The following is a 22,059-nucleotide window of genomic DNA, read 5'->3' as shown; positions in this document are numbered from 1 at the left end:
GTCCCAGAACGAAGATCTCTGCGTAATTCATTATACCGGGCATAGTCTAATTGAAAGGTGCAAGAACAAGAGCACAGGAAGGATCACTTAACCTGCGCTCTGCTCATTGTTGGCACGTACATATCTGGCCTCTGCCGCTTCATCGGCCGCAAGCTGCTTGCGGTATACGATGGCAGACAGAAACACACTGATCTCATATAACAGGAGTAACGGAATCATAACAAGCAGATCGGATATGAAATCCGGCGGCGTCACAACAACTGCGATGAAGATCAGGACAAAATAAGCCACCCGCCGCATCTTTCGCAGACGGATTGGATTCAATATCCGAAGCCCTGTCAGAAACATGATGAGCAGCGGAAGCTCAAATAACAGCGATACCGGCAGCACAATTCCAAACAGGAAACTGAAATACTGTTTCATTCCATAGGTCTCCACAAGCCCCATCTTCTCCGTAATCGTAGAAGTGAAAGCGAGTGCCATCGGAAATACAACATAGTACGCAAAGGCCAGTCCAACGAGAAATAACAGAAATACATAAGGTACATACTTCAGTGTCGCTTTCCGTTCACGGGGCCGCAAGCCTGGACTTACAAACTTCCAGATCTGAAACACCGTAAAAGGCAGCGTAATAATCAATGAAAATAGACCGGCAATCTTCATATAGATCCCTATTCCATCCCAGAAGGAGAAGGCGTGCAGTACAAACCCCTGAGCCGATTCCGCCTTCGTCAAATAGCGGTACACCGGATCTGCTACGAAGAATCCTGCCACCAGGCCCAGCACAAAAACGCTTAACACATAGATCAGCCGCTTGCGCAGCTCACTCAAATGTTCCGTAATGGTCATTTCTTCATTCTGCTGCGTCATTCCTGCCCTCCATTATTGCCAGCTTAAAATACAAAACCCTTCCGGCAGGAAGGGATTTTCTCATTCATTGCCGTCAGGTTACTCCGGCAGACGCTTGTCTACAGGCTTGGGAGCGGGCTCAGGCTCACTATCCACTGCCAGCGGCTTGGATTTCTCCTGCTCTTTGCGATTGGACGAATCATCCTCAGAGATGATTTCACGTGCGCCCTCTTTGAATTCACGGAAAGTACGTCCAACAGCACGTCCCAGTTCCGGGAGCTTGTTAGGTCCAAACAACAATAAAGCGATCACGGCCAGCAAAATAAAACCTGTTGGTCCAATGGAACTTAACATTGATATTCCTCCTCGTCTCAAGCTTCGAAGATGCGTACACTTGGCCCTACACTCATAGATGCCTCTGCTGTAATTTACAATTAAGCCCATCATACCACAGATGTAACCACTTACATAACCCGCAAAATCAACTAAGGAGTATAAAAGAAACGATTTTTAACCCTACATCTTTCCGGGTTGATTGCCGTTATTGCTTAAATTGCCCTGTAACCATCAGGAGCGCTTCGGGAAGCTGATCCATAATCGCAGCCAGGTGCTCATGCACACCCTTCGGTGTACCCGGCAAATTGACAATCAGCGTACGTCCACGAATCCCGCACACGCCCCGGAACAGCATGGCGGAACGATTTTTGCTCATAACGCTGTATCTCATCGCTTCTGCCATTCCCGGAACTTCACGTTCAATGACCCGACGCGTAGCTTCCGGTGTAATATCACGAATCGCCAGCTCTGTACCTCCGGTCGTTAGTACAAGGTCTGCATGAAAATAGTCTGTCATCTCAATCAAGGCCGCAATAATCTCATCGGGTTCATCCGGAACGATGCGGTATTCCACGATCTCCCCACCCAGTTCTTCTTCCACTAGCTCCCGGATTACTTGTGCACTCGTATCCTCACGTTCCCCGCGGGCCCCTTTGTCGCTGGCTGTCAGGATTGCTGTTCTCCACACCATAAAGATCACCCTTCTCCTCTATGAAAATAAATGTCCCTTATCGGTTGAAATCACCGTTTTTGCCACCACTTTTGGATTGCAGCATCGTTGGTCCGATAATCATGTCTTTTTGCAGTGCTTTGCACATGTCATAGATCGTCAGTGCCGCTGCTGAAGCCGCCGTGAGCGCCTCCATCTCGACACCGGTTTTGCCTTCTGTTTTGACCGTGACCTGAATCGATAGTTCGTCCAGTCCGTTGTCCTCAAAACGAATATCCACACCATTCAGTGCCAGCGGATGGCACATCGGAATCCAGTCTGACGTTTTCTTGGCGCCTTGAATTCCTGCGATTTGAGCCACGGCGAGCACATCGCCCTTCCCGATCCGTCCCTCCCGAATGGCTTCCAGTGTGGAGGGGTTCATCGTGACTTTGGATACGGCCACTGCCGTACGCACAGTTACTTCCTTGCCCGAAATATCCACCATACGGGCACGTCCCTGCTCATTAAAATGTGTCAGCTTGCCTTCGCTCGAATCCGATCCATTCCTTGCATTGGAGTTCAATACCATCACAACCCTTTATTCGATATGTAGTATACCTTCGGTTGTCATCAACAGATCCATACGCAGATCAAACGGGTCCATCGGAATGTCATCCTGCAGTTGTCCCGGCAAGACGAGTGCAGCGAGAAGCGGCCTTTTCCCCGCCTTGAAGCACTCTGCTTCGAGCTGCTCGGCAAATCGGTCATAATATCCGCCACCATAACCAATTCGTCCGCCGTGAAGATCGTATCCAAGACCGGGTACAATGACGAGATCAATATTCGGCCATTCCTCACGCTGAAGCACCTCGCAGGTGTCTCTGGGTTCCGGGATCCCCCATACGCCAGGCTCAATATCGTGCTCTCCGGCCACCCGCCTTAATTCCATACGGGCCGGATTCGCCAGTACTTTCGGTGCGAACATCCTGTCGCCGTGCTTCCAACCATCCTCAAACAGAAAGGCCGTGGATGCTTCGCTTCTATATGACAAGTAGCTAAAAATCGTCAACCTCTGCTTGTCCTGCCGAAGTCGCTGCAGCTCCTGTTTAGCCACAAGACTAACTTTACTCATGGCATGCTGCCGAATTGCCTCATCCATCAGATCACGACGCTTCATCAGTCTGGAACGAAGCTGGCTTTTGGGTTCCGTCCGATCCTGCATGTTCCTGGATAACCTCCTGTTGATGTGGAAGGTAGTAAAAAAGCGTCAATTCAAAACAATTATATGTTAAGACCAGTTGTCGTCTCGTTGAAAAAATTAAAATGAGTGATTTTCTGCAAAATCCTCATATATTCACATGTCTTCTTTCAGTTTATCATTGATTGAGCAAAAAGACTACACGCCGGGGCGCTCGTTATCGGTGCATTTGATCTGTATTTCATGTAAACTGGAATGTAGTTGAGTAATCAAGAACTGGACCTATGGAGGAACTTAATTATATGCTGCTGCAAGTATCCGGAATTATTAAACGTTATGGTGTCGATCCGATTCTGGACGGCGTGAACTTACAAATATTAGAACGTGAACGCATCGGACTCGTGGGTGTGAACGGTGCGGGGAAATCCACCCTGCTCAAAATCATTGCGGGCGAAATGTCCTATGATGGCGGACAAATTTTCAAATCCAAAGAGACAACCCTAGGTTATCTCGCCCAGAACAGTGGTCTGCAATCCGACCGCTCCATCTGGGAGGAGATGATGCATGTTTTCTCTCACCTGACCCAGGCTGAGGCTGAACTGCGGAAGATGGAACAGGATATCGCCGATCCGGCTCAGATGGAGGACGAAAAAAAGTATGCGGACCTCCTTGAACGCTACGCACAGCGATCGGACTGGTTCAAGGACCACGGCGGTTATGCGATGGAAACGCGCATCCGCAGCGTCCTGCACGGCATGGGCTTTGGCGAGTTTTCACCCGATACTCCGATTGCTACACTAAGCGGCGGACAAAAGACACGTCTTGCACTTGCCCGCATCCTGCTTCAGGCACCTGACCTGCTTATGCTGGACGAGCCTACCAACTATCTGGACATTCCGACCCTAACGTGGCTGGAAGATTATCTAAGAGGTTATTCAGGGGCACTGCTCGTTGTATCCCATGACCGGTATTTCCTTGATCGGCTGGTGACCACCATTGTGGAGATCGAACGGCACCGCTCCAAAAAGTACACAGGGAACTACAGCCGTTATATGGAGCTGAAGGCTGCCGAGTATGAGAGTCAGATGAAACAGTACGAGAAACAGCAGGATGAGATCGCCAAGATGGAGGATTTTGTACAGAAAAACATTGTACGTGCATCCACGACAAAGCGTGCTCAGAGCCGCCGTAAAGCGCTGGACAAGATGGAACGTTTGGACAAGCCGATGGGTGATTTGAAGAAAGCTCATTTTTCTTTTGAGACAGCCGTCATGTCGGGTAAGGAAGTGCTTCGTGTGGACGATCTTTCCGTCGCTTACGATGAAGCTTCGCCATTATTTCGCAATGTCTCATTCGATCTTAGACGCGGGGAAACGGTAGCGCTGATTGGACCGAACGGGATCGGGAAATCCACGATGCTGAAATGCCTCACCGGAAGCCTGCGCCCGGTAAGCGGCCAGATCCAGTGGGGAACCAAGGTGCAGATCGGCTATTATGATCAGGAGCAAACGGGCCTAAACCCCAATAATACGGTTCTGGAGGAACTGTGGAGCGCTTATCCCGGCATGGAGGAAGCAAGAATTCGTACCGTGCTTGGCAACTTCTTGTTCAGCGGAGACGATGTACTCAAAAAGATCTCCTCGCTGAGTGGCGGTGAGAAGGCTCGTGTCTCCCTCTCCAAGCTCATGCTCAAGGAAGCCAACATGCTGATTCTCGATGAGCCTACCAACCATCTCGACCTTTTTGCCAAAGAAGTGCTGGAAGCAGCGCTCATGGATTATGAAGGCACACTGCTGTTCATCTCTCATGACCGGTATTTCCTCAACAAAATGGCTGAACGGATCGTGGAGCTGCATCCTGGAGGAACAGAGCATTACCTCGGAAACTATGATGACTATATTGAGAAGAAGCAGGAGCTTGAGGACATCGCACGCGAAGCTGAAGAAGCAGCTCTCTCTTCCTCTAAGCGTTCTGTGAAACCAGATCAGGAACCAACCGAGAAATCCGGAGCCGCTTCATTCGAAGCAGACAAACAGGCCAAGCGTGAGGAGCGTAATCGGCAGCGGAAACAGGAAGCCCTCGAACAGCAGATTGCCCAGCTGGAAACGGAAATTACAGAGCTTGAAGCCCAGATGGCCCTGCCAGAGGTGTATCAGGATTACATGAAGCTGCAGGAGCTTCAGGGAGATGCGGAAGCACGGAAGCACCAGCTGGCCAAAGCGTATGAAGATTGGGAAATCCTCGCGCTTGAGTCTTGATTTCACCCCTCGTTAGCATCCGTATTAGGCTCATGTGCAAGTTCAGTTAGTAATAAGAGAAATAGTAAAAGCCGACTCCTTGACCGGATCGGCTTTTCTGTTGTTATTGTTGAATATGAATCACTTCAGAATTATTTTAGAGATTTTGCATTTGTCAAATTTACTCGAATTGTGAAAAATATTTTTACTCTACTCCATTTCATATTTATCCACAGAAAAGCAAGATAGCAAGCAATTTAATAAAGTTAATTATACAGCGGTAGAATCGCATTTTTGAACAAAAACCATATTTATCCACCAAGTTATCCACGTTATCCACAAGTTTGTGGATACAATAGGTGTATACTATCCCCTAAACCCTTTTAGTTTCGAAAACATTGCTGGATTGGCTTTGCTACAGTTACCCACAAATTATCCTGAATATGTGGATAACTATAATCACATCTTGACAGATCGCTTTTTACTTATATAGATTATCTCACATAATCAGACAAAAGCAGACCTTCAGATCAAGGTCTGCTTTTCAATTTCCGATAAGTCACTTTGCTCTTTTACCTTAGCCATACAACCTTTTCTATACGTGTACCGACTTGTCGCTTTCCGTTGACTCTGCCTTGAGTCCCGCAGCGTTACATGCTGCCACATAAGCAAGACCTGCTGCCATAACAATATCATTATGCGTAGCCGTTCCTCTGAATTCCCGTCCTGCACGCTCCACGGCAACAGCCGCCTCTGCCGTCGCCTCTTCTCCTCCGCTCAGCGCATGGATTTCCATATCCACGAAGCTGATATCATCAGAAATGCTCTGACCGATCGCACGAATGGCAGCTTCTACAGGTCCGCTGCCAACGGCAGAATACGTCTGTTCGCCCGCACCTGTCCGAATCCGAACGGCTGCCATCCGGTCTGTCATGCTGCCTGCCGTTACCTGCAGTTCAACCAGTTCATAATCCTGCGCAGGAATGTTCATCGTCTGGCTAACCATTTGCAGCAGCTGGTCGTCACTGACCACTTTTTGCTTGTCGGCCGTTTCCTTGAACACTTCGTACAATTGTTCCATTTGCTGCTCATCCGGTTCGAAACCGTATTTGCGAACACGGTCTTTCAGGGCGTGACGACCGGAATGTTTCCCCAGAATGATCATGCTGCGCGGAATACCCAACGCTTCAGGATCCATGATTTCATAGGTATTCCGATTCTTCAGCAGTCCATCCTGGTGAATTCCCGATTCATGCTGGAACGCATTGCGTCCAACGACCGGCTTGTTATAAGCAATCGGGAAGTGCATGGCCCGGCTGATCTGGCGAGAAGTCTCATATAGCTGATTCAATTGGATATTCGTTGTGGCACCAATGACGTCTCCTCGTGTCTCCAGTGCCATGATCAGCTCCTCCAATGCACAGTTACCTGTACGCTCACCAATTCCGTTGATCGTTACTTCGATCTGGGAAGCCCCGTTCGCGATCGCAGCCAAACTGTTGGCCACTGCAAGTCCCAGATCATTATGACAGTGGGCGCTATACCGTACTTGATCGCCACCCCTTGCCCCCTCGCGGACACGGCGGAACATCTCTCCGTATTCATGCGGCAGCGCGTAACCAACGGTATCCGGCAGATTGATGATGCTGGCCCCAGCTTCAATAGCTACCTCAACCATCTCGATCAGGTCATCCATCTTGGTCCGGGCTGCATCCATCGCCGTGAATTCCACAATGTCGGTAAACTGGCGTGCATAGGACACCATCTCCCGTGCAGTAGCGACGACCTCACTGCGCGGACGACGCAATTGGTGCTCAATATGGATATCTGACGAAGAGATGAACAGGTGAATCCGGCGGCGTGCAGCATCAGCAGTTGCTTTCACTGCAGCGTCTATGTCTCCTTTGACCGCACGGGCGAACCCGCAAATTTCCACGTTTTGCAGTTGTCTGGATATCGCCTGGACCGCCGCGAACTCACCTGGGCTGGAGATCGGGAATCCAGGCTCAATGGCGTCAATGCCAAGCGCAGCCAGTTGATGAGCCAGCTCAATTTTTTGCTCCGGCTGCAGACTGGCGCCAGGTGCCTGTTCTCCATCACGCAGTGTAGTATCAAAGATCTCAATTTTCCGCTTGTTCATTTCCGTTGTCATTATACTCCGCCTCCATCAATTTCAATGTATGTGTATTCCATGATAAACATTATCCATGCTGGTTTTTTTCTCCTGAGTGCATGTCGACTTGCACTCCTGAATTCAATACCTGCTCACCATTCCAAAACGATGCTCTTCCACACCCACCCATTTGCTGCCGGCAGCAAAACAAATAACCCGCCATCTCATCTAAGAGACGGCGGGTTATTTCCCCTCCGCGGTACCACTCTTGCTTGACGATTCCGGCTTGCGCCAGATATCATCCACCTCGTCGTCTCCAGACTCACCATCACGGCGCTGTTCATAGCGCTGCTTAATGAAGCAATCTGGAGAAACACCTTATAACGGTGGTCAGCCGTTGCTGTGTACACAGGAATTCCTGTTTCCACAGCTCCGTTCCCGGGCGAGATTCAAACGATTCCAGCCACTGCGTCGCACCACCCCGCAGCTCTCTGAGCGCTTCATCGTTTTACTGCTCCCGTTCATTACATTTATCGTATGTAACCCTTTTGTTCAATCAAAAAAGCCTGCCATCTCTCGCAATAATGCAAGAGACGACAGGCTGTAACCATCGCGGTACCACTCTTGTTGACTTTCCATGCTCCCAAGGCAGCTTCCGTATGCGTCCATACGATCTATTTCCTTAAGGATGAAAAATCCCCTTTGTTATTGCCGAGTTCTTACCTGACATTCAGGTCATCTGCACGGCAACGGCCCAATCACGGAGGCAATCCGTAACGATGTACTTTCTCATGACCAGTTTGGCCTTCGGATCCTCCTGGGGAGTTTCCGTGTTCCATCGTTCCGCTTCCAGGCGAGTTTCTGGTTTCCTTCGACTGCGTTGCACCACCCCGCAGCTCTCTAAGACCCGGATTAACCTTACTATTCCTGTTCATTGCGTTTTCGGTTCAGGACTTCAATATCCTGTTTAAATTTGTAACTAATATACAATCTTCACATGCTGCTGTCAACTCTTAAATTCCAATGTTTGACTACATAGACTGTACAGACCATGCCTCCAAGGATAATCCTGGATCTGCCTTGGCATCGAATTCCGAGATTTCACCCCGCTGCCATTTCAAATAAGCGGCAGCTCCGATCATCGCTGCATTATCCGTACAGTACTCCATCGGCGGGATCAGCAATTCGAGCCCTTCCTTGGCACATCGCTCCTGCAGAGCCGAGCGTAAACCGCGGTTAGCCGCAACACCTCCGCACAGCAGCAGCTGGCGTGATCCGTATTCACGAACGGCTCGCACCGCCTTCTCTACCAATACTTCCACTACAGCTTCCTGGAACCCACGTGCAACAGCAGATGGTTCCAGCGTTTCTCCACGCATTTTGGCCTGATTGAGTGCGTTCAGCACAGCAGATTTCAATCCGCTGAGACTGAAGTCATAAGAACCAGCTTCCAGCCACACCCGAGGTAACGGCACAACCTGTTCTGCTTCAGAAGCCATCCGGTCCACATGAGGGCCTCCCGGATACGGGCACCCCAAGGCACGTGCTACCTTGTCATAAGCCTCGCCTACGGCATCATCCCGTGTACGGCCAATCAGCTTGAACTTACCCTCGGATTCCATATGCACAAGCTCCGTATGTCCACCAGACACCACCAGAGCCATCGCAGGATATTGCAATTCATGTGTAAGCCGGTTGGCATAGATATGGCCAGCAATATGATGCGTGCCAATCAGCGGTTTGCCCAGAGCCATGGCAAGCGTTTTGGCTGCAACAATACCTACCAGCAATGCCCCCACCAAACCAGGTCCCTGCGTTACGGCGATCGCGCTCAGGTCTCTTGGACGGATACCGGACTGTTCAATCGCCTGTTCCATCATCAAGGTAATCACTTCAACATGCTTACGTGAAGCGACCTCAGGCACCACTCCGCCAAACGCCTTATGTGTTTCAATCTGACTCGAGATCAGGTTGGACAGCACTTCCTGCCCATCCTTGACCACGGCAACCGATGTTTCATCACAGCTGGTCTCCACCGCCAAAATATAGGATGGACCCGATTGTTGTTGTTCACTCAGTTCGTTCATGAATCCGTTACGCTTCCTTCCTCTTCGCCGCTCCGGCCTGCAGGCGGCAAATTCGCCCACATAATCATCGCATCCTCCTGATTGTCGGAGTAATACCTTTTGCGAAGACCTGCCGATTCAAACCCTTTTTTCTCATACAAACGCTGGGCAACCAGGTTCGATACCCTCACTTCCAGCGTCATTCGCTCCATGCCAAGATATGCTGCTGTTCTCATAAGCTCATCCAGCAGCTTTTCGCCAAGCTTGCGACCCCGGTAGGCCTCTCTTACCGCAATGTTGGTAATATGGGCCTCATCCATAATGGTCCACATCCCGGCATATCCGATAGCCTTGCCTTCCAGTTCCATGACCATATATTTGGCAAAATGATTATTCGTTAATTCGTTTCGAAATGCTTCTTCCGTCCAGGGCATCGTAAATGCCTCATGTTCAATTACCATAACATCCGGAATGTCGTTCAATGTCATGAGTCTGAACTGAAGTGCTGCATCCTGTCCGTAACCTTCCATATCGTACATCCGCTCGCCACCCTTCTTTCAGCCTTTGCGCAGTAGATTGGCTTCCGCCTCGGCCAGCTGGGTGTAGTTCGGCACCAGCGCATGCACATCGTCGCGCTGCCCTGCAAGCAGCGCTTCGGCGCCAAGGCGCCCGATCCAGCGGCCTTCCAGCTCATAGGGAACGAGCTGGAGCGCCGTACCTGCAGGGCAGCGGAGCTCAGCTGCTGCTGCCGCATGCGGGCCCGTCTCGCCGACGATCCAGACGGCTGCGGGCCGCTCTTCCGGCGCCGCCTCCGCCATGCGGGCGGCGAGGGCTTCCAGCCATCCGTCCATCATGCGGATGGCATCTGGCGCGAGCCGCCGGGGCGCATCGCTCCCGGCGGAGGCGAACAGCGCGGTATACGCCTGACCGCGCCGCGCATCCACGAGCGGAACGATCCAGTGGACAGGGGCGGCACCTGTGCCGCCCTGGTCCGCGGATGGCGTTCCGCCAGCCCCTGCTGCGGCAGGTTCATCTGCCGCAGCTTCGGCCTTGGCCGCGAGGCCTCGGTGCCATCCGCCCCAGGCCATCGCCTGCAGGCTGGACACCCCGGCAACGGGGATGTCCCATGCCCAGGCGAGTGTCTTCGCCGCCGTTACCGCAATGCGGATACCTGTGTATGAGCCTGGTCCGATGCCTACGGCAATGCCGTCCAGCTGGCCAGGTGCAGTGCCGCTGGCTGCCAGCAGCTGCTCCATTACAGGCACGACGTGCACGGAGTGATTCCGTTCAGCACGTTCATTGCGCTCCTCGAGCAAGGCGTGATCTTCCATCACCGAGGCAGCCATCACCGCGGTGGACGTATCCAACGCCAAAAACCGCTGACGCGGCTTTTTTTGTAAATCTTCCATCATCTATTGACTCCATTCTGTCTGAACTGCCGGCACATGGCCGCATAAGTCTCACCGTATCCATCCAGCGTAATCTTGCGATCCTCCGGACCGGTTGTTTCAATCTGTACATGCAAATGGTCCTCCGGCAGCAGTTCGGGAATGATACTGGACCACTCCACCAGACTGACTCCCGCTCCATAGAAGTATTCATCCAGTCCAAGCTCGTCCGCTTCTTCCAGTGAAATACGATACACATCCATATGATATAAAGGCAAACGTCCTTCATATTCCTTGATTAACGTAAACGTGGGGCTGTTCACCACTTCACGTATACCCAAATGCCAGGCAAACTTCTGTGAAAATGCCGTTTTGCCCGCGCCCAAATCACCGTCGAGTGCAATCACCATTCCGGCAGTTGCCTGTTCAGCAAGTGCGGACGCGAGCGCTTCTGTATCTGCAATGCCATGGGATTGATACACCCACTGCTCATGCGTCTTATTCAATATACGCCCCACCTTTGGCGGTCAGCCGCCTGAGTTCACTTTGAACCTTATTATATCGGTCCCTTTCTTCCCCCGCAAGCATCGGGGATGGACAGCAAAAGCGATACGGGTCGTCATAAAGTCAAATAAACCGGCACCTGACGGCACCGGCCTTCCTAAGACATCTTGCTATCTAACAGTACCTTCGCTAACTTTCTACTCCTCCAGGCGGTCCACACGAACCGTCTGTGTATTACCGGGATTGCTGCCTACCTGAACCGTTGCCATCCCATTAGCTTCATCCACATGTTCGATCCATACCGGATCTCCCTCCAGAGTTACCGCAATCGTATCTTTGGAATCGTAAATCGCCTTGGCACGTTTTGCATCCATCATGTTATTCATACTCTCCTTCCGGATCATCATGTGGTTCACGAATCATCGTGTCCGTCGTACTCTCACCAATATACCCGTTATCCTCGGTAACCTGGCCTCCACCTAACCCTTCATTCACCATCCGGTCAATGTCGAGCATGAAGGACTCCCGATCAAGTGGCAGCTTTTCGGAAGTCACCGCTTCCCAGTTCACCGCAGCAGCTGGCGTATAAAATTCTTCAGAATCCTCTGCCCCGTCAATGGGGTATGGAGAAAAGGCATGTTTGTGCGCTTCTTCTTCATCCCTACTGTTCTTCATTTCGGCACCTCCCAGCTTGTTCGATGTCATACCCTTCCTGACTCACATGCTTAAGACTCAGTACCGTGTTCAAGCATGTTTCTGTTATCATCCCCCAGTCAGCCCGAACCATACGAATTCATCCTGTAAGCGATTATCCGGTCACAGAAATGCCCATACTACATCATAAAAAGGTACCTCGGAAAGGAGCCGACCCATGCATACGGTCTGGAAAGGTGCAATCAGCTTCGGTCTCGTGCACGTCCCTGTCAAAATGTTCTCGGCTACTGAAGACAAAGACATCTCCATGCGCTACATCCATAAAGTCTGCGGCAGCCCGCTCGCTTACGTGCGTCAATGTCCTTCCTGTGAAGTGGATGTGAAGTGGGAAGAAATTACGAAAGGTTATGAATACGAAAAAGGAAAATTTGTGCTCTTCGAAAAAGACGAGCTGGAGGCCCTGAATGATTCGGCCAGCAAGACCATCACCATTCTGGATTTTGTGGACTTGACGGAGATTGATCCCATCTATTTTCAAAAAACATATTACCTCTCTCCCGATCAGGCCGGCGGTAACGCTTATCAGCTGCTGATGACAGCCATGCGGGATACAGGCAAAATCGGCATCGCCAAGGTCTCCATTCGTTCCAAAAGCAGCCTGGCTGCCATTCGGGTACTTGAGGATTGTCTCTCCATGGAAACCATCTTCTATCCAGATGAGATTCGTCCGGTCTCACAAGTACCAAACTTGCCAGAAGCTCAAAATGTCAATGACAAGGAATTGACGATGGCGAAGCTGCTGATCGATCAACTGTCCACGCCTTTTGAACCCGGCAAATATACAGACGATTACCGCAATAAACTGCTGGATCTCATCAATCACAAAGTTGCGGGTGAAGAGATCAAGATTGCGCCGGCTAAACCGGAAGCGAATGTCATGGATCTGATGGCAGCCCTTCAAGCCAGCATTGAGGCAGTCAAGCCCATTCCGGCAGATCCGGGAACTGCAACGGCCAAGCCCAAGAAACGCGCACCCAAAAAGACAGCGGTGCAAGCCGTGGTCGGAGGCGATTCCGAAGCCGCTCCAGCCAAAAAGAAAAGAGCAGCTTCCAAACCCAAAACATAACGAACAAAAATTTTTATATGACATGAACCATCCGGCTCTGATAGCCGGATTTTTGTTTTTAAGAGCTCTTATGTCCACTAGCTTAAGTTTGCTCGTAACGTGAAAATACAATTGACGAAAGATGATTTATATTTTATATTAACTTATGAAAAGTAACTTATTTATAAATGTAAAGTTTAGCCTATCAAACCGAATTCGAGAAAGAACTAACAACCTATATTTTCATGCAATATATATGCGATGAACTCAAACCCATTTAATTTAGGAGGAAATCATATGACTACCCCATACCAAATCCCTGCAACGACTCACTTGGGTGAAGTAAGCCTGCGAATCAGCAACCTGGATCGATCCATAAAATTCTATTCCGAAGTGGTTGGACTTCAATTACTGGAACGTCAGGATTTGACGGCAACGATGACCGCGGATGGCAAAACGTCGCTGCTGCGCCTGGAAGAACTGACTGATGCGGTGACCTTGCCTGTACGCTCGCACGCAGGCTTGTACCATTTTGCCATTCTGCTGCCTGACCGCAAGTCCCTCGGGCTTGCACTCCGCAACCTCGCTGCCTCCGGCATTGAAATCGGTCAAGGGGATCACCTGGTGAGTGAAGCCTTTTATATTTCCGATCCGGATCAAAACGGCATTGAAATCTACGCTGACCGTCCACGTGATACCTGGAGACGTGATACAGACAATAACTACATCATGGCCAGCGATCCGGTAGATGTACAGAGCTTGTTCGACATCTCGGAGAATGAGCCATGGCATGGCCTTCCGGCCGGAACGGTTATCGGTCATGTACACTTTCATGTACGCAGCCTGGAAGAATCCCGCCGCTTCTACACGGGTGTGCTCGGGTTTGACGTCGTTGGCAATTTTGCGGGCATGTCGGCGCTGTTTGTTTCCGCAGGTGGGTATCACCACCATATCGGCCTGAATATCTGGGCAGGCACAGGCGCTCCTGCGAATCCGAACCAGGCTACGGGAATCGACTACTTTACCATCGTATACGCCGGACAGGAACAACTGCAGCAAGCGCTGGAACAATTGCGCACGCAAGGTGCCGCACTTGTGGAACTGGGCGGTCAATGGTTTACCATTGATCCGCAGAATATCCGTATACGGCTGGTTACAGCAGAATAAACGTGTTACTCCATTATTTTTAATTTTATTGCATACCGCGGAAGCTCGGACAGTGTACATCTCTTGATCCTTTGTTTAGAGATGATGCCCTGGTCCGGGCTTTTTTTATTATAAATATGGTGAATTTGGCGCATCCTAACCTAATATCCAGTCCGATCGATGAAGGAGAACCCACATGGTTGAAAAGGGACGTTTGACTGTAAGGCAGCTTGCCGCCTTAATGTTCCTCTGCACAATTGGTGAACAAATACTTGTATTTCCGGCCATGATCACCTCGTTCGCCCATGAAGATGCCTGGATATCCGCTTTATTCGGTGTCGCCGGAGGTATGGGGATTTTGTCCATTTTTTTGGTCACCTATAAGCTTCACCCCAAACTCAATCTGATTGAAAACGCACTTCGAACATTCGGACCTTGGATCGGGGCCTTGTTCAGCTGCTTCTATTTGTTTTATTTTCTGATTAGCACGTCCACATTCGTCAGGGAAATCGGCGATTTCATGTCGACGCAGATCCTGCGGGAATCACCACTCTGGTTCGTGCATCTGCTCTTTGTTTGCTCCCTGGTATGGGGACTCATATGTGGCCTTGAGTGCATAGCCAGGAGTGCAGAGCTTTTGCTTCCATTAATCGTCTTTTTTTTGCTTATTCTGACGGTTTGTCTACTCCCTCACGTAAAGTTGGATAACATCCAGCCGGTTCTTGCTCAAGGCATTGCTGCTCCATTTCGAGGTTTTATCGCCGTGCTGACTTATCCTTACTGTGAGTTATGCATTTTCATGATGTTATTCCCGTACGCCAAGAAGGAGCCTCATTTGGAGAAGGATATTCTTCTGGCAGGACTTATTGGCGGCCTGATGCTTACACTGACACTGACCATTTGTCTTCTGGTTATGGGACCGTTTATGACGCAGCATCATTGGTTTGCTTCTTTCCAGCTCTCGCAAAAGATTAATATAGGCAACTTTCTGCAGCGAATTGAAGCCTTCATGGCCTCCGTTTGGATTATCGCTGTTTTTTTCAAAAGCATTCTGTTCTTCTACAGCTTCATCCTGGGAGTTACGAACCTGTTCCGACTTTCCAGCTACCGCAAACTTATCCTGCCTGCGGCACTATTAATTTTGGCCATGTCCATTCTGGTCGCTCCCGATGAGGTTTTTTATCTCAAAGTGATTATCCCCTATTGGATCGACTGGGATCTTACATGCGGCATCGCACTCCCTGTGCTGCTTATTTTGGTACATAAATTGAAGTCTCGTGTTTCAAAACTAGAACGCTATAACAGGTAAGCACTTCTGATTACGTTTACTCAATACCGCCACCCGAAAGGAGTCCTGCACATGTTTAAACCTCTGGCACCCTTTGAACCCGTATCTCGGGACAACATTCCAAACGGACCTAATTGGATTGCCCAGGTGAAATGGGATGGCGTTCGCATGCTTGCGTACGAGGATGGCCATGAACTCAAGTTGATTAACCGCAGACTGCACGACCGGACGGTTCAGTACCCAGAGCTGGTCTCTGACCGCAATCTGTGCAGCGTCCCCTCCTACATTCTGGATGGCGAAGTAATTGCGCTTGACCCCGAAACGGGAAAACCTTCTTTTTACCATGTTCTGCGCCGAGACCGCATGAGCAAACCAGACGCGATCGCCCAAGCCGTGTACAGGATTCCGGTGACTTATATGGTTTTCGATATTTTGTACTGTGATGGAAAATGGGTCACCGATCAACCGCTTGCAGAACGCCAGCGTCTGCTGCATCGTGTCCTCAACCCGGGCTCACACGTTCAGGAGGTGACCAATACCTCCGATGCGGCTTCATTGCTCACCGTTATGAGACAGCATCAGATGGAGGGAATTGTCTGTAAAGACCTTACAAGTACCTATGGCATCAATGGCAAGGATCAGCGCTGGCAAAAGGTTAAAATCATGCATGATCTATATGCCATGATTGGCGGGGTTACCTACCGGAGCGGCGTCGTTAACGCCATTGCGGTTGGTGTATATGACGGGCCTCATTTTGTCTATATTGGTCATGTCGGCACAGGGAAGCTAAACTCAGCTACCTGGCGTAAACTGACCGAGCAAGTCGAACCTTTGATTCAAGAGGAGCGGCCGTTCCATAACGTGCCCGAACGAAGCTCAGAGACGACATGGATCAAGCCCCAGCTCGGAGTCAAAGTGCAATACATGGAGCTGACCCAGCATCGAACGCTGCGCCACCCGAGCATACAAGCATTTGCGGAAGTGTCCCGTGAAGACTGCCTTGCCAGCCAGCTCGTTATTGAGGTGTAGTTGTTGTGTTTTATGTTCGTTAGACTTATGAAAAGGGAGGTGTTCATATGCCCCGCACGATCAAAGGTACCATTACCATTGAGGGAATAGAGCTTACTGTAACCAATCCCGACAAACTGCTGTGGCCTGAAGCAGGAGTAACGAAAGCCATCTATCTGCAGAAGCTTGCCGCTATTGCTCCCTTTCTGCTGACGTACACCAGGAACCGCCTCCTGACAACCATTCGGTACCCGCATGGTGCAGGCGGTGAATTTTTTTATCAAAAAAATGCTCCTGAACCCATTCCTGAGTTCGTACGTACCGAGATCCACGAAGGCATCCGCTATATCGTCATGGACGGTCTTCCTGAACTGCTGTGGCTCGGCAATCTTGCCGCTCTGGAGTTCCATCCCTCCTTACACGCCGTAGGCAGCCATCTCCCATGTGAATGGATGATTGATCTCGACCCCTCACTTGAGGATGAGCCACGTATTATGCAGGCTGCTCTGATAGTAGGGGAAACGCTGACTTCCCTTGGCCTCCGTTCCGTACCCAAAACTTCCGGTGCCACAGGCATACAGATCATCGTTCCCATCCGTCAGGGCGTCACCTTTGATGAGCTGCGGGATATTGGTCACTTTGTTGGCAAATACGTCACCCAGAAGCATCCTGACCTGTTTACACTGGAGCGGCTCAAAAAAGACCGGGGGGACCGCATTTATTTCGATTACCTGCAGCATTATGGCGGCAAAACCCTGGCAGCACCATATACCCCTCGAGCTAAACCCGGAGGTACCGTATCCACCCCGCTCACGTGGGATGAAGTTCGGGAAAATGTGTCGGTTAAGGATTTTCATCTGATGAATATCGTGGAACGGCTTCAGCAGGTAGGCGATCTCATTGCCACTGTTGAGCCGCAGCCCGTTGAGCTGATCACGCAGCACTTGAAAAAGAAATAGCCGGCTGCCCTCAAACCAAGGGTGCCGGCTATTTCTTTTATTTGAAGCTTTTTGATTATATCGGATAAAACTCGCTAATGGATACCTTTTTTCTTGAAACGTCCGCCCTTCACGTCATGAATGTTACCGATCGCCACAAAGGCTTGCGGGTCCCAATCTTCCACGATCGACTTCAGCTTCGCTTCTTCCAGACGAGTGATGACCACAAAGATAATCTTCTTCTCATCCCCGCTGAATCCACCTTCCCCATCCAGGAAAGTAACCCCACGACCGAGACGGTCTGTCAGAGCTGAACCAATATCCCGATATTTCTCACTGATGATCCATACCGATTTGGACTGATCCAGACCTTCGTTAACGATATCAATCATCTTCATGGCAATATAGTAGGCGATCATCGAATACAGGGCATTCGGCCAACCAAATACAAATCCCGCGCCTGCGAAAATAAATACGTTAATAAACAGCACAATCTGTCCCACAGACAGTGGCGATTTCTCACTCAGCAGGATGGCTACGATCTCCGTACCATCAAGCGATCCGCCGGACCGGATAACGAGACCCACACCAACCCCCAGAATCAATCCGCCGAAAACAGCTCCGAGCAGCGGTTCACCTGGTGTCAAAGCAGGAACATGGTGCAACAATGAAGTTCCGATGGACATGGCCACAATGCCGAGCAATGTGGATAAGGCGAATGTTTTACCAATTTGTTTGTACCCCAAAATCAGGAACGGCAAGTTGAGCAAGGTCAGGAAAATCCCCAGCGGCAGATTCGTAAGCTCTGACACCATAATCGAGATCCCCGTGATTCCACCATCAATTACGCCATTGGGCACAAGAAATATTTCAAGTGATACGGCCATCAGTGCGGCACCAACCAAAATCATTACAATACGTTGCAGGAGCTTCAGTGTAAATACCGAGCTTTTTACATTCCGATCCGGCTTCGATGTTATTTCTTTAACCGTTACATTGGACATGGTATCCCCCCCGTTTGATCAATATGTGAATCAATTTCATAAATCATTTAAATACCGAACGGGGAAACTACATATAGAAGAAAACGATCTCGGTCGACCCTATACGTACCCTGCTTATAAGCATCTAAAAGCAATATGAAATGGATTCAAATATGTCTTAATTCCGGTTTACACTTCGAAAAGAGAGCAAAAAGGAGCCTGTTTCCCGCAGACTCCCCTCCTTCGCCAAGACATGATTTATATATTTATTATATCATAAAAGATCAAATTTGAGCAAAATAGTTAGCAAAAAGAAGATAAATTCAAAAAAAGTGAATTTATCTTCAGAAATCGAACCAAAAACGGCTAAAGCAGCGGAGAAAGCATGCGAGAAAGTATTTCTGCCCCTTTTTGTCCTCGTGATCGCCCCTGAAAGACTTCCAGATCAATTTTGCTGCATTCCTGCAGATCCCGTTCAAAATCTTCAATAAGCCGATTTATGGAAGAAGCCTCAAACAAGACGGCGGTCAACTCGAAATTGCAGAAAAAACTCCGCATATCCATGTTGGCAGTTCCTACGGTTGCAAGAAGTCCATCCACAATCATGACTTTGGCATGTACAAATCCTTTTCGATATTGATAAAACTCCACTCCCGCACGAAGCAGTTCCTCAACGTAAGAGAGAGAAGCCAGATGAACAAGCCGGGAATCCGACTGGTAAGGAATGATAATCTTAACATCCACTCCGCTTACAGCTGCGGTCTTGAGTGCTTCATACAGGGCAGGGTCCGGAATAAAATAGGGACTTGTAATATAGATGCGGTTACAGGCTACCGAGATGGCACCAAAACACATCTCCTGAATGGCATCCCACTCCTGGTCGGGACCGCTGGCGAGAATTTGAATGCGTTCTTCACCGCTGCATATGTGGGGTGGGAACAACTCGGTCAATTGAGGATCGGAAATCTGCTCTCCAGATGCCAGCTTCCAGTCATTAAGAAATGTATTCTGCAGGAAATAAACGGCATCTCCCTCAATCTGCACATGAGTATCCCGCCAAAATCCAATATTCGGATACTGCCCAAGATAATCATCGCCTACGTTTATCCCGCCCACGAATCCCACCTTGCCATCCACAACGACAATCTTACGGTGGTTGCGATAGTTCACCCTGCGATCAATCGTAGCGATCAATGGTGGAAGAAAGAAGTGAAACTCTACTCCCGCTTCCTTCAGCTTGCGGATAAAGCTCCAGCTCATTTTATGACTGCCCAGACCATCACAAATAAAACGAACCTTAACCCCTTCCTGTGCCTTACGAATCATGACTTCCTGGAATTGGGTACTGATCACATCATCACGGAAGATATAAAATTCAACGTGCAAATGATGTTTCGCCTTCTCCATTTCATGCAGCATTGCAGAAAATGCCTCTTCTCCATTCGTAAGCACCTTGCTGTGATTACAACCGGTTATCGGGCTTTCCGACAGATGGGTTAATAAATTGAACAACCGCTGCTGATGCTCGAAGCCGTGATCCGGCATCTGCGAAGCATCCTCCACGATATGGGCTTGTTCCCAGATGGTCTCCCTGATCTCCCGGAAGATTCGTGATCCTGCCTTGCGGACCTTTTTACGCTTGTTATAGTCCTGCGCGACAAAGTAGTACACTACGAACCCAACGAGTGGAACGCAAAATAAAATAAACAGCCAGGCCACTGCCTTGGACGGATTACGGAATTCCAGCACCAATATTGTGGCTGCCTGAAAAATAAAAACAACTAAGATGATGACCAGCCAAAGCATTCGGCTTCCCCCTTGATGACATTCTACTGCCTTTCTCTCTCTCTTCATCAGTTTTGACGATAAAGGATATAGCTAATCATAGATACCCAATGTTAGGCACATTCGTAACGTTCGCATAGATAAAACATTACATACATAAACTAAACCTACGTTTTTTGGACGGGGCTTCCTTTAAAAGGGTTGTCTATACTGACTGTGTTTGCATCTACATATTCTTTATCATGTCTAAAAAACCGCACCACAGCGCGATTTACAGGCGTTTTACCTTCCATAGTCTTCCTCCTTCGCCCCGCAGGAGGTGGTCTTCTGACCTTAAATTCGATATAATATTCGTTAAAAACTTATTACCTAAAGGAGAAGAGTAGTGAATGGACAGTGAGAGGTATGCGTTAAATTTAGTATTGGTTGCGATTTTGATAGGATTTTCAGCATTTTTCGTTGCGGTAGAATTTGCCTTGGTACGAATTCGTCCAAGCCGGATTGACCAAATGATTGCAGAAGGAAACAAGCGTGCTCTGGCTGTCAAACAGGCTGTTGCCAACCTGGATGGATATCTGTCCGCATGTCAGCTCGGGATTACCATTACATCCCTGGGTCTTGGATGGCTTGGTGAACCGACGGTTGAGAAGATTCTCCACCCTGTGTTTGAAAGTTTAAGTATGCCTGAGGCGCTCTCATCATTCTTATCGTTTGTTATTGCCTTTGTCGCCATTACATACTTGCATGTTGTGGTTGGTGAACTAGCTCCCAAAACGATTGCAATCCGCAAAGCTGAAACGGTTGCTCTGCTGACGTCTACACCTATCATCTGGTTTAACCGAATTATGTATCCTTTTATCTGGCTGTTGAACGGCTCGGCGAATCAACTGGTCAAATTGTTTGGAATCAAGCCTGCGTCCGAGCATGAAGCGGCGCATTCAGAAGAAGAACTGCAAATTATCATTAATGAAAGCTTCGAAAGCGGCAAAATTAATCAGGCCGAGTTCGGTTATGTAAGCCGGATCTTTGCTTTTGATGAAATGCTCGCCAAGGAAATTATGGTACCCCGGACCGATATGGTCTGCCTTTATGTCAATAAAACGAATGAAGAAAACCTGGAAATTATCCGGGAGGAGCAATATACCCGATTCCCGGTTGTTAATGAGAGCAAAGACGATATCATCGGTATCATCAATACCAAACAGTTCTTCCTGGAGCTCTACGGAAACGATGAACCTGTTGATCTGTCTTCGCTGATCCAGCCCGTATCTGCTGTTCATGAAACGACTCCGGTGAAGGATCTGCTCAAGAAAATGCAGAAGGACGGTGTGCACATCGCTGTACTGGTCGACGAATATGGCGGTACATCAGGGATTGTAACCATTGAGGATGTACTCGAACAGATTGTCGGTGAGATTCGCGACGAGTTCGATGCGGACGAAGTGGAAGATATCCAGATCATTAATGAAAACTATGTGATTATGGATGGCAAGGTATCCCTGTCGAAGGTCAACGACATGTTTATGTCTAACCTCGATGCCGATGAATGGGACACCATTGGTGGATGGCTCTACAGCCATCGCCCGGAAATGAACGAGCAGGATGAGTATGAATTTGAAAACCTGACGTTTGTACTTTTGGAAAAAGACAAAAACCGTTTCTACAAGGTGGCTGTTGTACCTAAAGAACCACTTGTCATGTCTGAGTATACGGATGAAGACGAGAAAGAGGCCTAATCGGGCTAATTAAACAACTCCAAATATTTAACAAGAAGAGCACTTACCTATATTGGTAAGTGCTCTTCTTATT

22 protein-coding genes and 2 other annotated features are annotated in these 22,059 nt (G+C 49.2%); of the genes, 7 read left to right on the top strand and 15 right to left on the bottom strand.

Annotation, left to right across the window (positions count from 1 at the left end):
• Positions 1 to 87: 87 nt before the first annotated feature.
• The 5 genes from tatC to MHB82_RS06205 form a co-directional block, all read right to left on the bottom strand.
• Positions 88 to 870, bottom strand: a complete 783-nt coding sequence (gene tatC, locus MHB82_RS06225) for a twin-arginine translocase subunit TatC (RefSeq protein WP_110821396.1) — start codon at positions 868 to 870, stop codon at positions 88 to 90.
• 78 nt (positions 871 to 948) lie between these two features.
• On the bottom strand, positions 949 to 1,203 hold the full coding sequence (gene tatA / locus MHB82_RS06220) for a twin-arginine translocase TatA/TatE family subunit (RefSeq protein WP_095360671.1): 255 nt from the start codon (positions 1,201 to 1,203) through the stop codon (positions 949 to 951).
• 187 nt (positions 1,204 to 1,390) lie between these two features.
• Positions 1,391 to 1,876 carry a MogA/MoaB family molybdenum cofactor biosynthesis protein gene (locus MHB82_RS06215; RefSeq protein ID WP_095289023.1) on the bottom strand — a complete coding sequence of 162 codons (486 nt, stop codon included), beginning with the start codon at positions 1,874 to 1,876 and terminating at the stop codon, positions 1,391 to 1,393.
• 37 nt (positions 1,877 to 1,913) lie between these two features.
• Positions 1,914 to 2,426 (bottom strand): cyclic pyranopterin monophosphate synthase MoaC, encoded by a 513-nt coding sequence (gene moaC, locus MHB82_RS06210; protein ID WP_095360672.1) that lies wholly within the window; start codon positions 2,424 to 2,426, stop codon positions 1,914 to 1,916.
• Positions 2,427 to 2,435: 9 nt separating this feature from the next.
• Positions 2,436 to 3,059 (bottom strand): 5-formyltetrahydrofolate cyclo-ligase, encoded by a 624-nt coding sequence (locus MHB82_RS06205; protein ID WP_095360673.1) that lies wholly within the window; start codon positions 3,057 to 3,059, stop codon positions 2,436 to 2,438.
• A gap of 278 nt (positions 3,060 to 3,337) precedes the next feature.
• Here MHB82_RS06205 and MHB82_RS06200 point away from each other — a divergent pair, with 278 nt between their 5' ends.
• Complete coding sequence (locus MHB82_RS06200; RefSeq protein ID WP_095360674.1) at positions 3,338 to 5,293, top strand: ABC-F family ATP-binding cassette domain-containing protein; 1,956 nt, start codon at positions 3,338 to 3,340, stop codon at positions 5,291 to 5,293.
• Between the two features lie 574 nt (positions 5,294 to 5,867).
• On the opposite strand, the gene MHB82_RS06195 is transcribed toward MHB82_RS06200, so the two are convergent.
• From MHB82_RS06195 to MHB82_RS06165, 7 genes are all read right to left on the bottom strand, one after another.
• Entirely contained in the window at positions 5,868 to 7,424 is a 1,557-nt protein-coding gene (locus MHB82_RS06195) for a 2-isopropylmalate synthase (protein WP_341174163.1), read from the bottom strand.
• Positions 7,425 to 7,613: 189 nt separating this feature from the next.
• Positions 7,614 to 7,919, bottom strand: a binding site (T-box leader).
• Between the two features lie 52 nt (positions 7,920 to 7,971).
• Positions 7,972 to 8,329, bottom strand: a binding site (T-box leader).
• An 87-nt stretch (positions 8,330 to 8,416) separates the two neighbouring features.
• Positions 8,417 to 9,472, bottom strand: coding sequence for a tRNA (adenosine(37)-N6)-threonylcarbamoyltransferase complex transferase subunit TsaD (gene tsaD / locus MHB82_RS06190; protein WP_095360676.1), 1,056 nt, complete (start codon positions 9,470 to 9,472; stop codon positions 8,417 to 8,419).
• Entirely contained in the window at positions 9,469 to 9,981 is a 513-nt protein-coding gene (rimI, locus tag MHB82_RS06185) for a ribosomal protein S18-alanine N-acetyltransferase (RefSeq protein WP_095360853.1), read from the bottom strand. The genes tsaD and rimI overlap by 4 nt, the downstream gene beginning before the upstream one ends.
• Positions 9,982 to 10,008: 27 nt before the next feature.
• Complete coding sequence (tsaB, locus tag MHB82_RS06180) at positions 10,009 to 10,860, bottom strand: tRNA (adenosine(37)-N6)-threonylcarbamoyltransferase complex dimerization subunit type 1 TsaB (protein WP_095360854.1); 852 nt, start codon at positions 10,858 to 10,860, stop codon at positions 10,009 to 10,011.
• Positions 10,860 to 11,345 (bottom strand): tRNA (adenosine(37)-N6)-threonylcarbamoyltransferase complex ATPase subunit type 1 TsaE, encoded by a 486-nt coding sequence (tsaE, locus tag MHB82_RS06175; RefSeq protein ID WP_095360677.1) that lies wholly within the window; start codon positions 11,343 to 11,345, stop codon positions 10,860 to 10,862. Before tsaE ends, tsaB begins: the two co-directional genes overlap by 1 nt.
• 195 nt (positions 11,346 to 11,540) lie before the next feature.
• The gene (locus MHB82_RS06170; RefSeq protein WP_095289132.1) at positions 11,541 to 11,717 is read right to left on the bottom strand and encodes an H-type small acid-soluble spore protein; all 177 of its coding nucleotides are present in this window, start codon (positions 11,715 to 11,717) and stop codon (positions 11,541 to 11,543) included.
• A 4-nt stretch (positions 11,718 to 11,721) separates the two neighbouring features.
• On the bottom strand, positions 11,722 to 12,018 hold the full coding sequence (locus MHB82_RS06165; protein WP_236146704.1) for a hypothetical protein: 297 nt from the start codon (positions 12,016 to 12,018) through the stop codon (positions 11,722 to 11,724).
• A 196-nt stretch (positions 12,019 to 12,214) separates the two neighbouring features.
• Between MHB82_RS06165 and ku the strand changes: the two genes are divergently transcribed.
• The 5 genes from ku (at position 12,215) to ligD (ending at position 17,503) form a co-directional block, all read left to right on the top strand.
• The gene (gene ku, locus MHB82_RS06160; protein ID WP_095360678.1) at positions 12,215 to 13,123 is read left to right on the top strand and encodes a non-homologous end joining protein Ku; all 909 of its coding nucleotides are present in this window, start codon (positions 12,215 to 12,217) and stop codon (positions 13,121 to 13,123) included.
• 276 nt (positions 13,124 to 13,399) lie between these two features.
• Positions 13,400 to 14,269 (top strand): VOC family protein, encoded by an 870-nt coding sequence (locus tag MHB82_RS06155; RefSeq protein WP_341174162.1) that lies wholly within the window; start codon positions 13,400 to 13,402, stop codon positions 14,267 to 14,269.
• 175 nt (positions 14,270 to 14,444) lie between these two features.
• The gene (locus MHB82_RS06150) at positions 14,445 to 15,557 is read left to right on the top strand and encodes a GerAB/ArcD/ProY family transporter (protein WP_110821401.1); all 1,113 of its coding nucleotides are present in this window, start codon (positions 14,445 to 14,447) and stop codon (positions 15,555 to 15,557) included.
• A gap of 51 nt (positions 15,558 to 15,608) precedes the next feature.
• Positions 15,609 to 16,565, top strand: coding sequence for an ATP-dependent DNA ligase (locus tag MHB82_RS06145; RefSeq protein ID WP_341174161.1), 957 nt, complete (start codon positions 15,609 to 15,611; stop codon positions 16,563 to 16,565).
• Between the two features lie 47 nt (positions 16,566 to 16,612).
• On the top strand, positions 16,613 to 17,503 hold the full coding sequence (gene ligD / locus MHB82_RS06140; protein ID WP_341174160.1) for a non-homologous end-joining DNA ligase: 891 nt from the start codon (positions 16,613 to 16,615) through the stop codon (positions 17,501 to 17,503).
• A 74-nt stretch (positions 17,504 to 17,577) separates the two neighbouring features.
• On the opposite strand, the gene MHB82_RS06135 is transcribed toward ligD, so the two are convergent.
• The 3 genes from MHB82_RS06135 to MHB82_RS06125 form a co-directional block, all read right to left on the bottom strand.
• On the bottom strand, positions 17,578 to 18,486 hold the full coding sequence (locus tag MHB82_RS06135) for a YitT family protein (RefSeq protein ID WP_341174159.1): 909 nt from the start codon (positions 18,484 to 18,486) through the stop codon (positions 17,578 to 17,580).
• A 345-nt stretch (positions 18,487 to 18,831) separates the two neighbouring features.
• A complete protein-coding gene (cls, locus tag MHB82_RS06130; protein ID WP_341174158.1) occupies positions 18,832 to 20,271 on the bottom strand; it encodes a cardiolipin synthase in 1,440 nt (479 codons plus the stop codon).
• A 146-nt stretch (positions 20,272 to 20,417) separates the two neighbouring features.
• Complete coding sequence (locus MHB82_RS06125; RefSeq protein ID WP_341174157.1) at positions 20,418 to 20,543, bottom strand: hypothetical protein; 126 nt, start codon at positions 20,541 to 20,543, stop codon at positions 20,418 to 20,420.
• Between the two features lie 96 nt (positions 20,544 to 20,639).
• Here MHB82_RS06125 and MHB82_RS06120 point away from each other — a divergent pair, with 96 nt between their 5' ends.
• A complete protein-coding gene (locus MHB82_RS06120) occupies positions 20,640 to 21,986 on the top strand; it encodes a hemolysin family protein (protein WP_095360685.1) in 1,347 nt (448 codons plus the stop codon).
• Positions 21,987 to 22,059: the final 73 nt, after the last annotated feature.

This window comes from Paenibacillus sp. FSL K6-2862, from assembly GCF_038005125.1.
Lineage (GTDB): Bacteria > Bacillota > Bacilli > Paenibacillales > Paenibacillaceae > Paenibacillus > Paenibacillus illinoisensis_A.
This window is presented reverse-complemented; position numbering and strand designations above follow the sequence as displayed.

What these genes read in the sequence shown, in the direction of transcription:
- moaC (WP_095360672.1), bottom strand. Translation starts at nt 2,426, where the DNA reads ATGGTATTGAACTCCAATGCAAGGAATGGATCGGATTCGAGCGAAGGC.
- ligD (WP_341174160.1), top strand. Translation starts at nt 16,613, where the DNA reads ATGCCCCGCACGATCAAAGGTACCATTACCATTGAGGGAATAGAGCTT.
- MHB82_RS06165 (WP_236146704.1), bottom strand. Translation starts at nt 12,018, where the DNA reads ATGAAGAACAGTAGGGATGAAGAAGAAGCGCACAAACATGCCTTTTCT.
- rimI (WP_095360853.1), bottom strand. Translation starts at nt 9,981, where the DNA reads ATGGAAGGTTACGGACAGGATGCAGCACTTCAGTTCAGACTCATGACA.
- tsaD (WP_095360676.1), bottom strand. Translation starts at nt 9,472, where the DNA reads ATGAACGAACTGAGTGAACAACAACAATCGGGTCCATCCTATATTTTG.
- MHB82_RS06155 (WP_341174162.1), top strand. Translation starts at nt 13,400, where the DNA reads ATGACTACCCCATACCAAATCCCTGCAACGACTCACTTGGGTGAAGTA.
- MHB82_RS06135 (WP_341174159.1), bottom strand. Translation starts at nt 18,486, where the DNA reads ATGTCCAATGTAACGGTTAAAGAAATAACATCGAAGCCGGATCGGAAT.
- MHB82_RS06215 (WP_095289023.1), bottom strand. Translation starts at nt 1,876, where the DNA reads ATGGTGTGGAGAACAGCAATCCTGACAGCCAGCGACAAAGGGGCCCGC.
- MHB82_RS06200 (WP_095360674.1), top strand. Translation starts at nt 3,338, where the DNA reads ATGCTGCTGCAAGTATCCGGAATTATTAAACGTTATGGTGTCGATCCG.
- tatC (WP_110821396.1), bottom strand. Translation starts at nt 870, where the DNA reads ATGACGCAGCAGAATGAAGAAATGACCATTACGGAACATTTGAGTGAG.
- MHB82_RS06125 (WP_341174157.1), bottom strand. Translation starts at nt 20,543, where the DNA reads ATGGAAGGTAAAACGCCTGTAAATCGCGCTGTGGTGCGGTTTTTTAGA.
- MHB82_RS06195 (WP_341174163.1), bottom strand. Translation starts at nt 7,424, where the DNA reads ATGACAACGGAAATGAACAAGCGGAAAATTGAGATCTTTGATACTACA.
- MHB82_RS06150 (WP_110821401.1), top strand. Translation starts at nt 14,445, where the DNA reads ATGGTTGAAAAGGGACGTTTGACTGTAAGGCAGCTTGCCGCCTTAATG.
- MHB82_RS06205 (WP_095360673.1), bottom strand. Translation starts at nt 3,059, where the DNA reads ATGCAGGATCGGACGGAACCCAAAAGCCAGCTTCGTTCCAGACTGATG.
- tsaB (WP_095360854.1), bottom strand. Translation starts at nt 10,860, where the DNA reads ATGGAAGATTTACAAAAAAAGCCGCGTCAGCGGTTTTTGGCGTTGGAT.
- MHB82_RS06145 (WP_341174161.1), top strand. Translation starts at nt 15,609, where the DNA reads ATGTTTAAACCTCTGGCACCCTTTGAACCCGTATCTCGGGACAACATT.
- cls (WP_341174158.1), bottom strand. Translation starts at nt 20,271, where the DNA reads ATGCTTTGGCTGGTCATCATCTTAGTTGTTTTTATTTTTCAGGCAGCC.
- MHB82_RS06170 (WP_095289132.1), bottom strand. Translation starts at nt 11,717, where the DNA reads ATGGATGCAAAACGTGCCAAGGCGATTTACGATTCCAAAGATACGATT.
- ku (WP_095360678.1), top strand. Translation starts at nt 12,215, where the DNA reads ATGCATACGGTCTGGAAAGGTGCAATCAGCTTCGGTCTCGTGCACGTC.
- tatA (WP_095360671.1), bottom strand. Translation starts at nt 1,203, where the DNA reads ATGTTAAGTTCCATTGGACCAACAGGTTTTATTTTGCTGGCCGTGATC.
- MHB82_RS06120 (WP_095360685.1), top strand. Translation starts at nt 20,640, where the DNA reads ATGGACAGTGAGAGGTATGCGTTAAATTTAGTATTGGTTGCGATTTTG.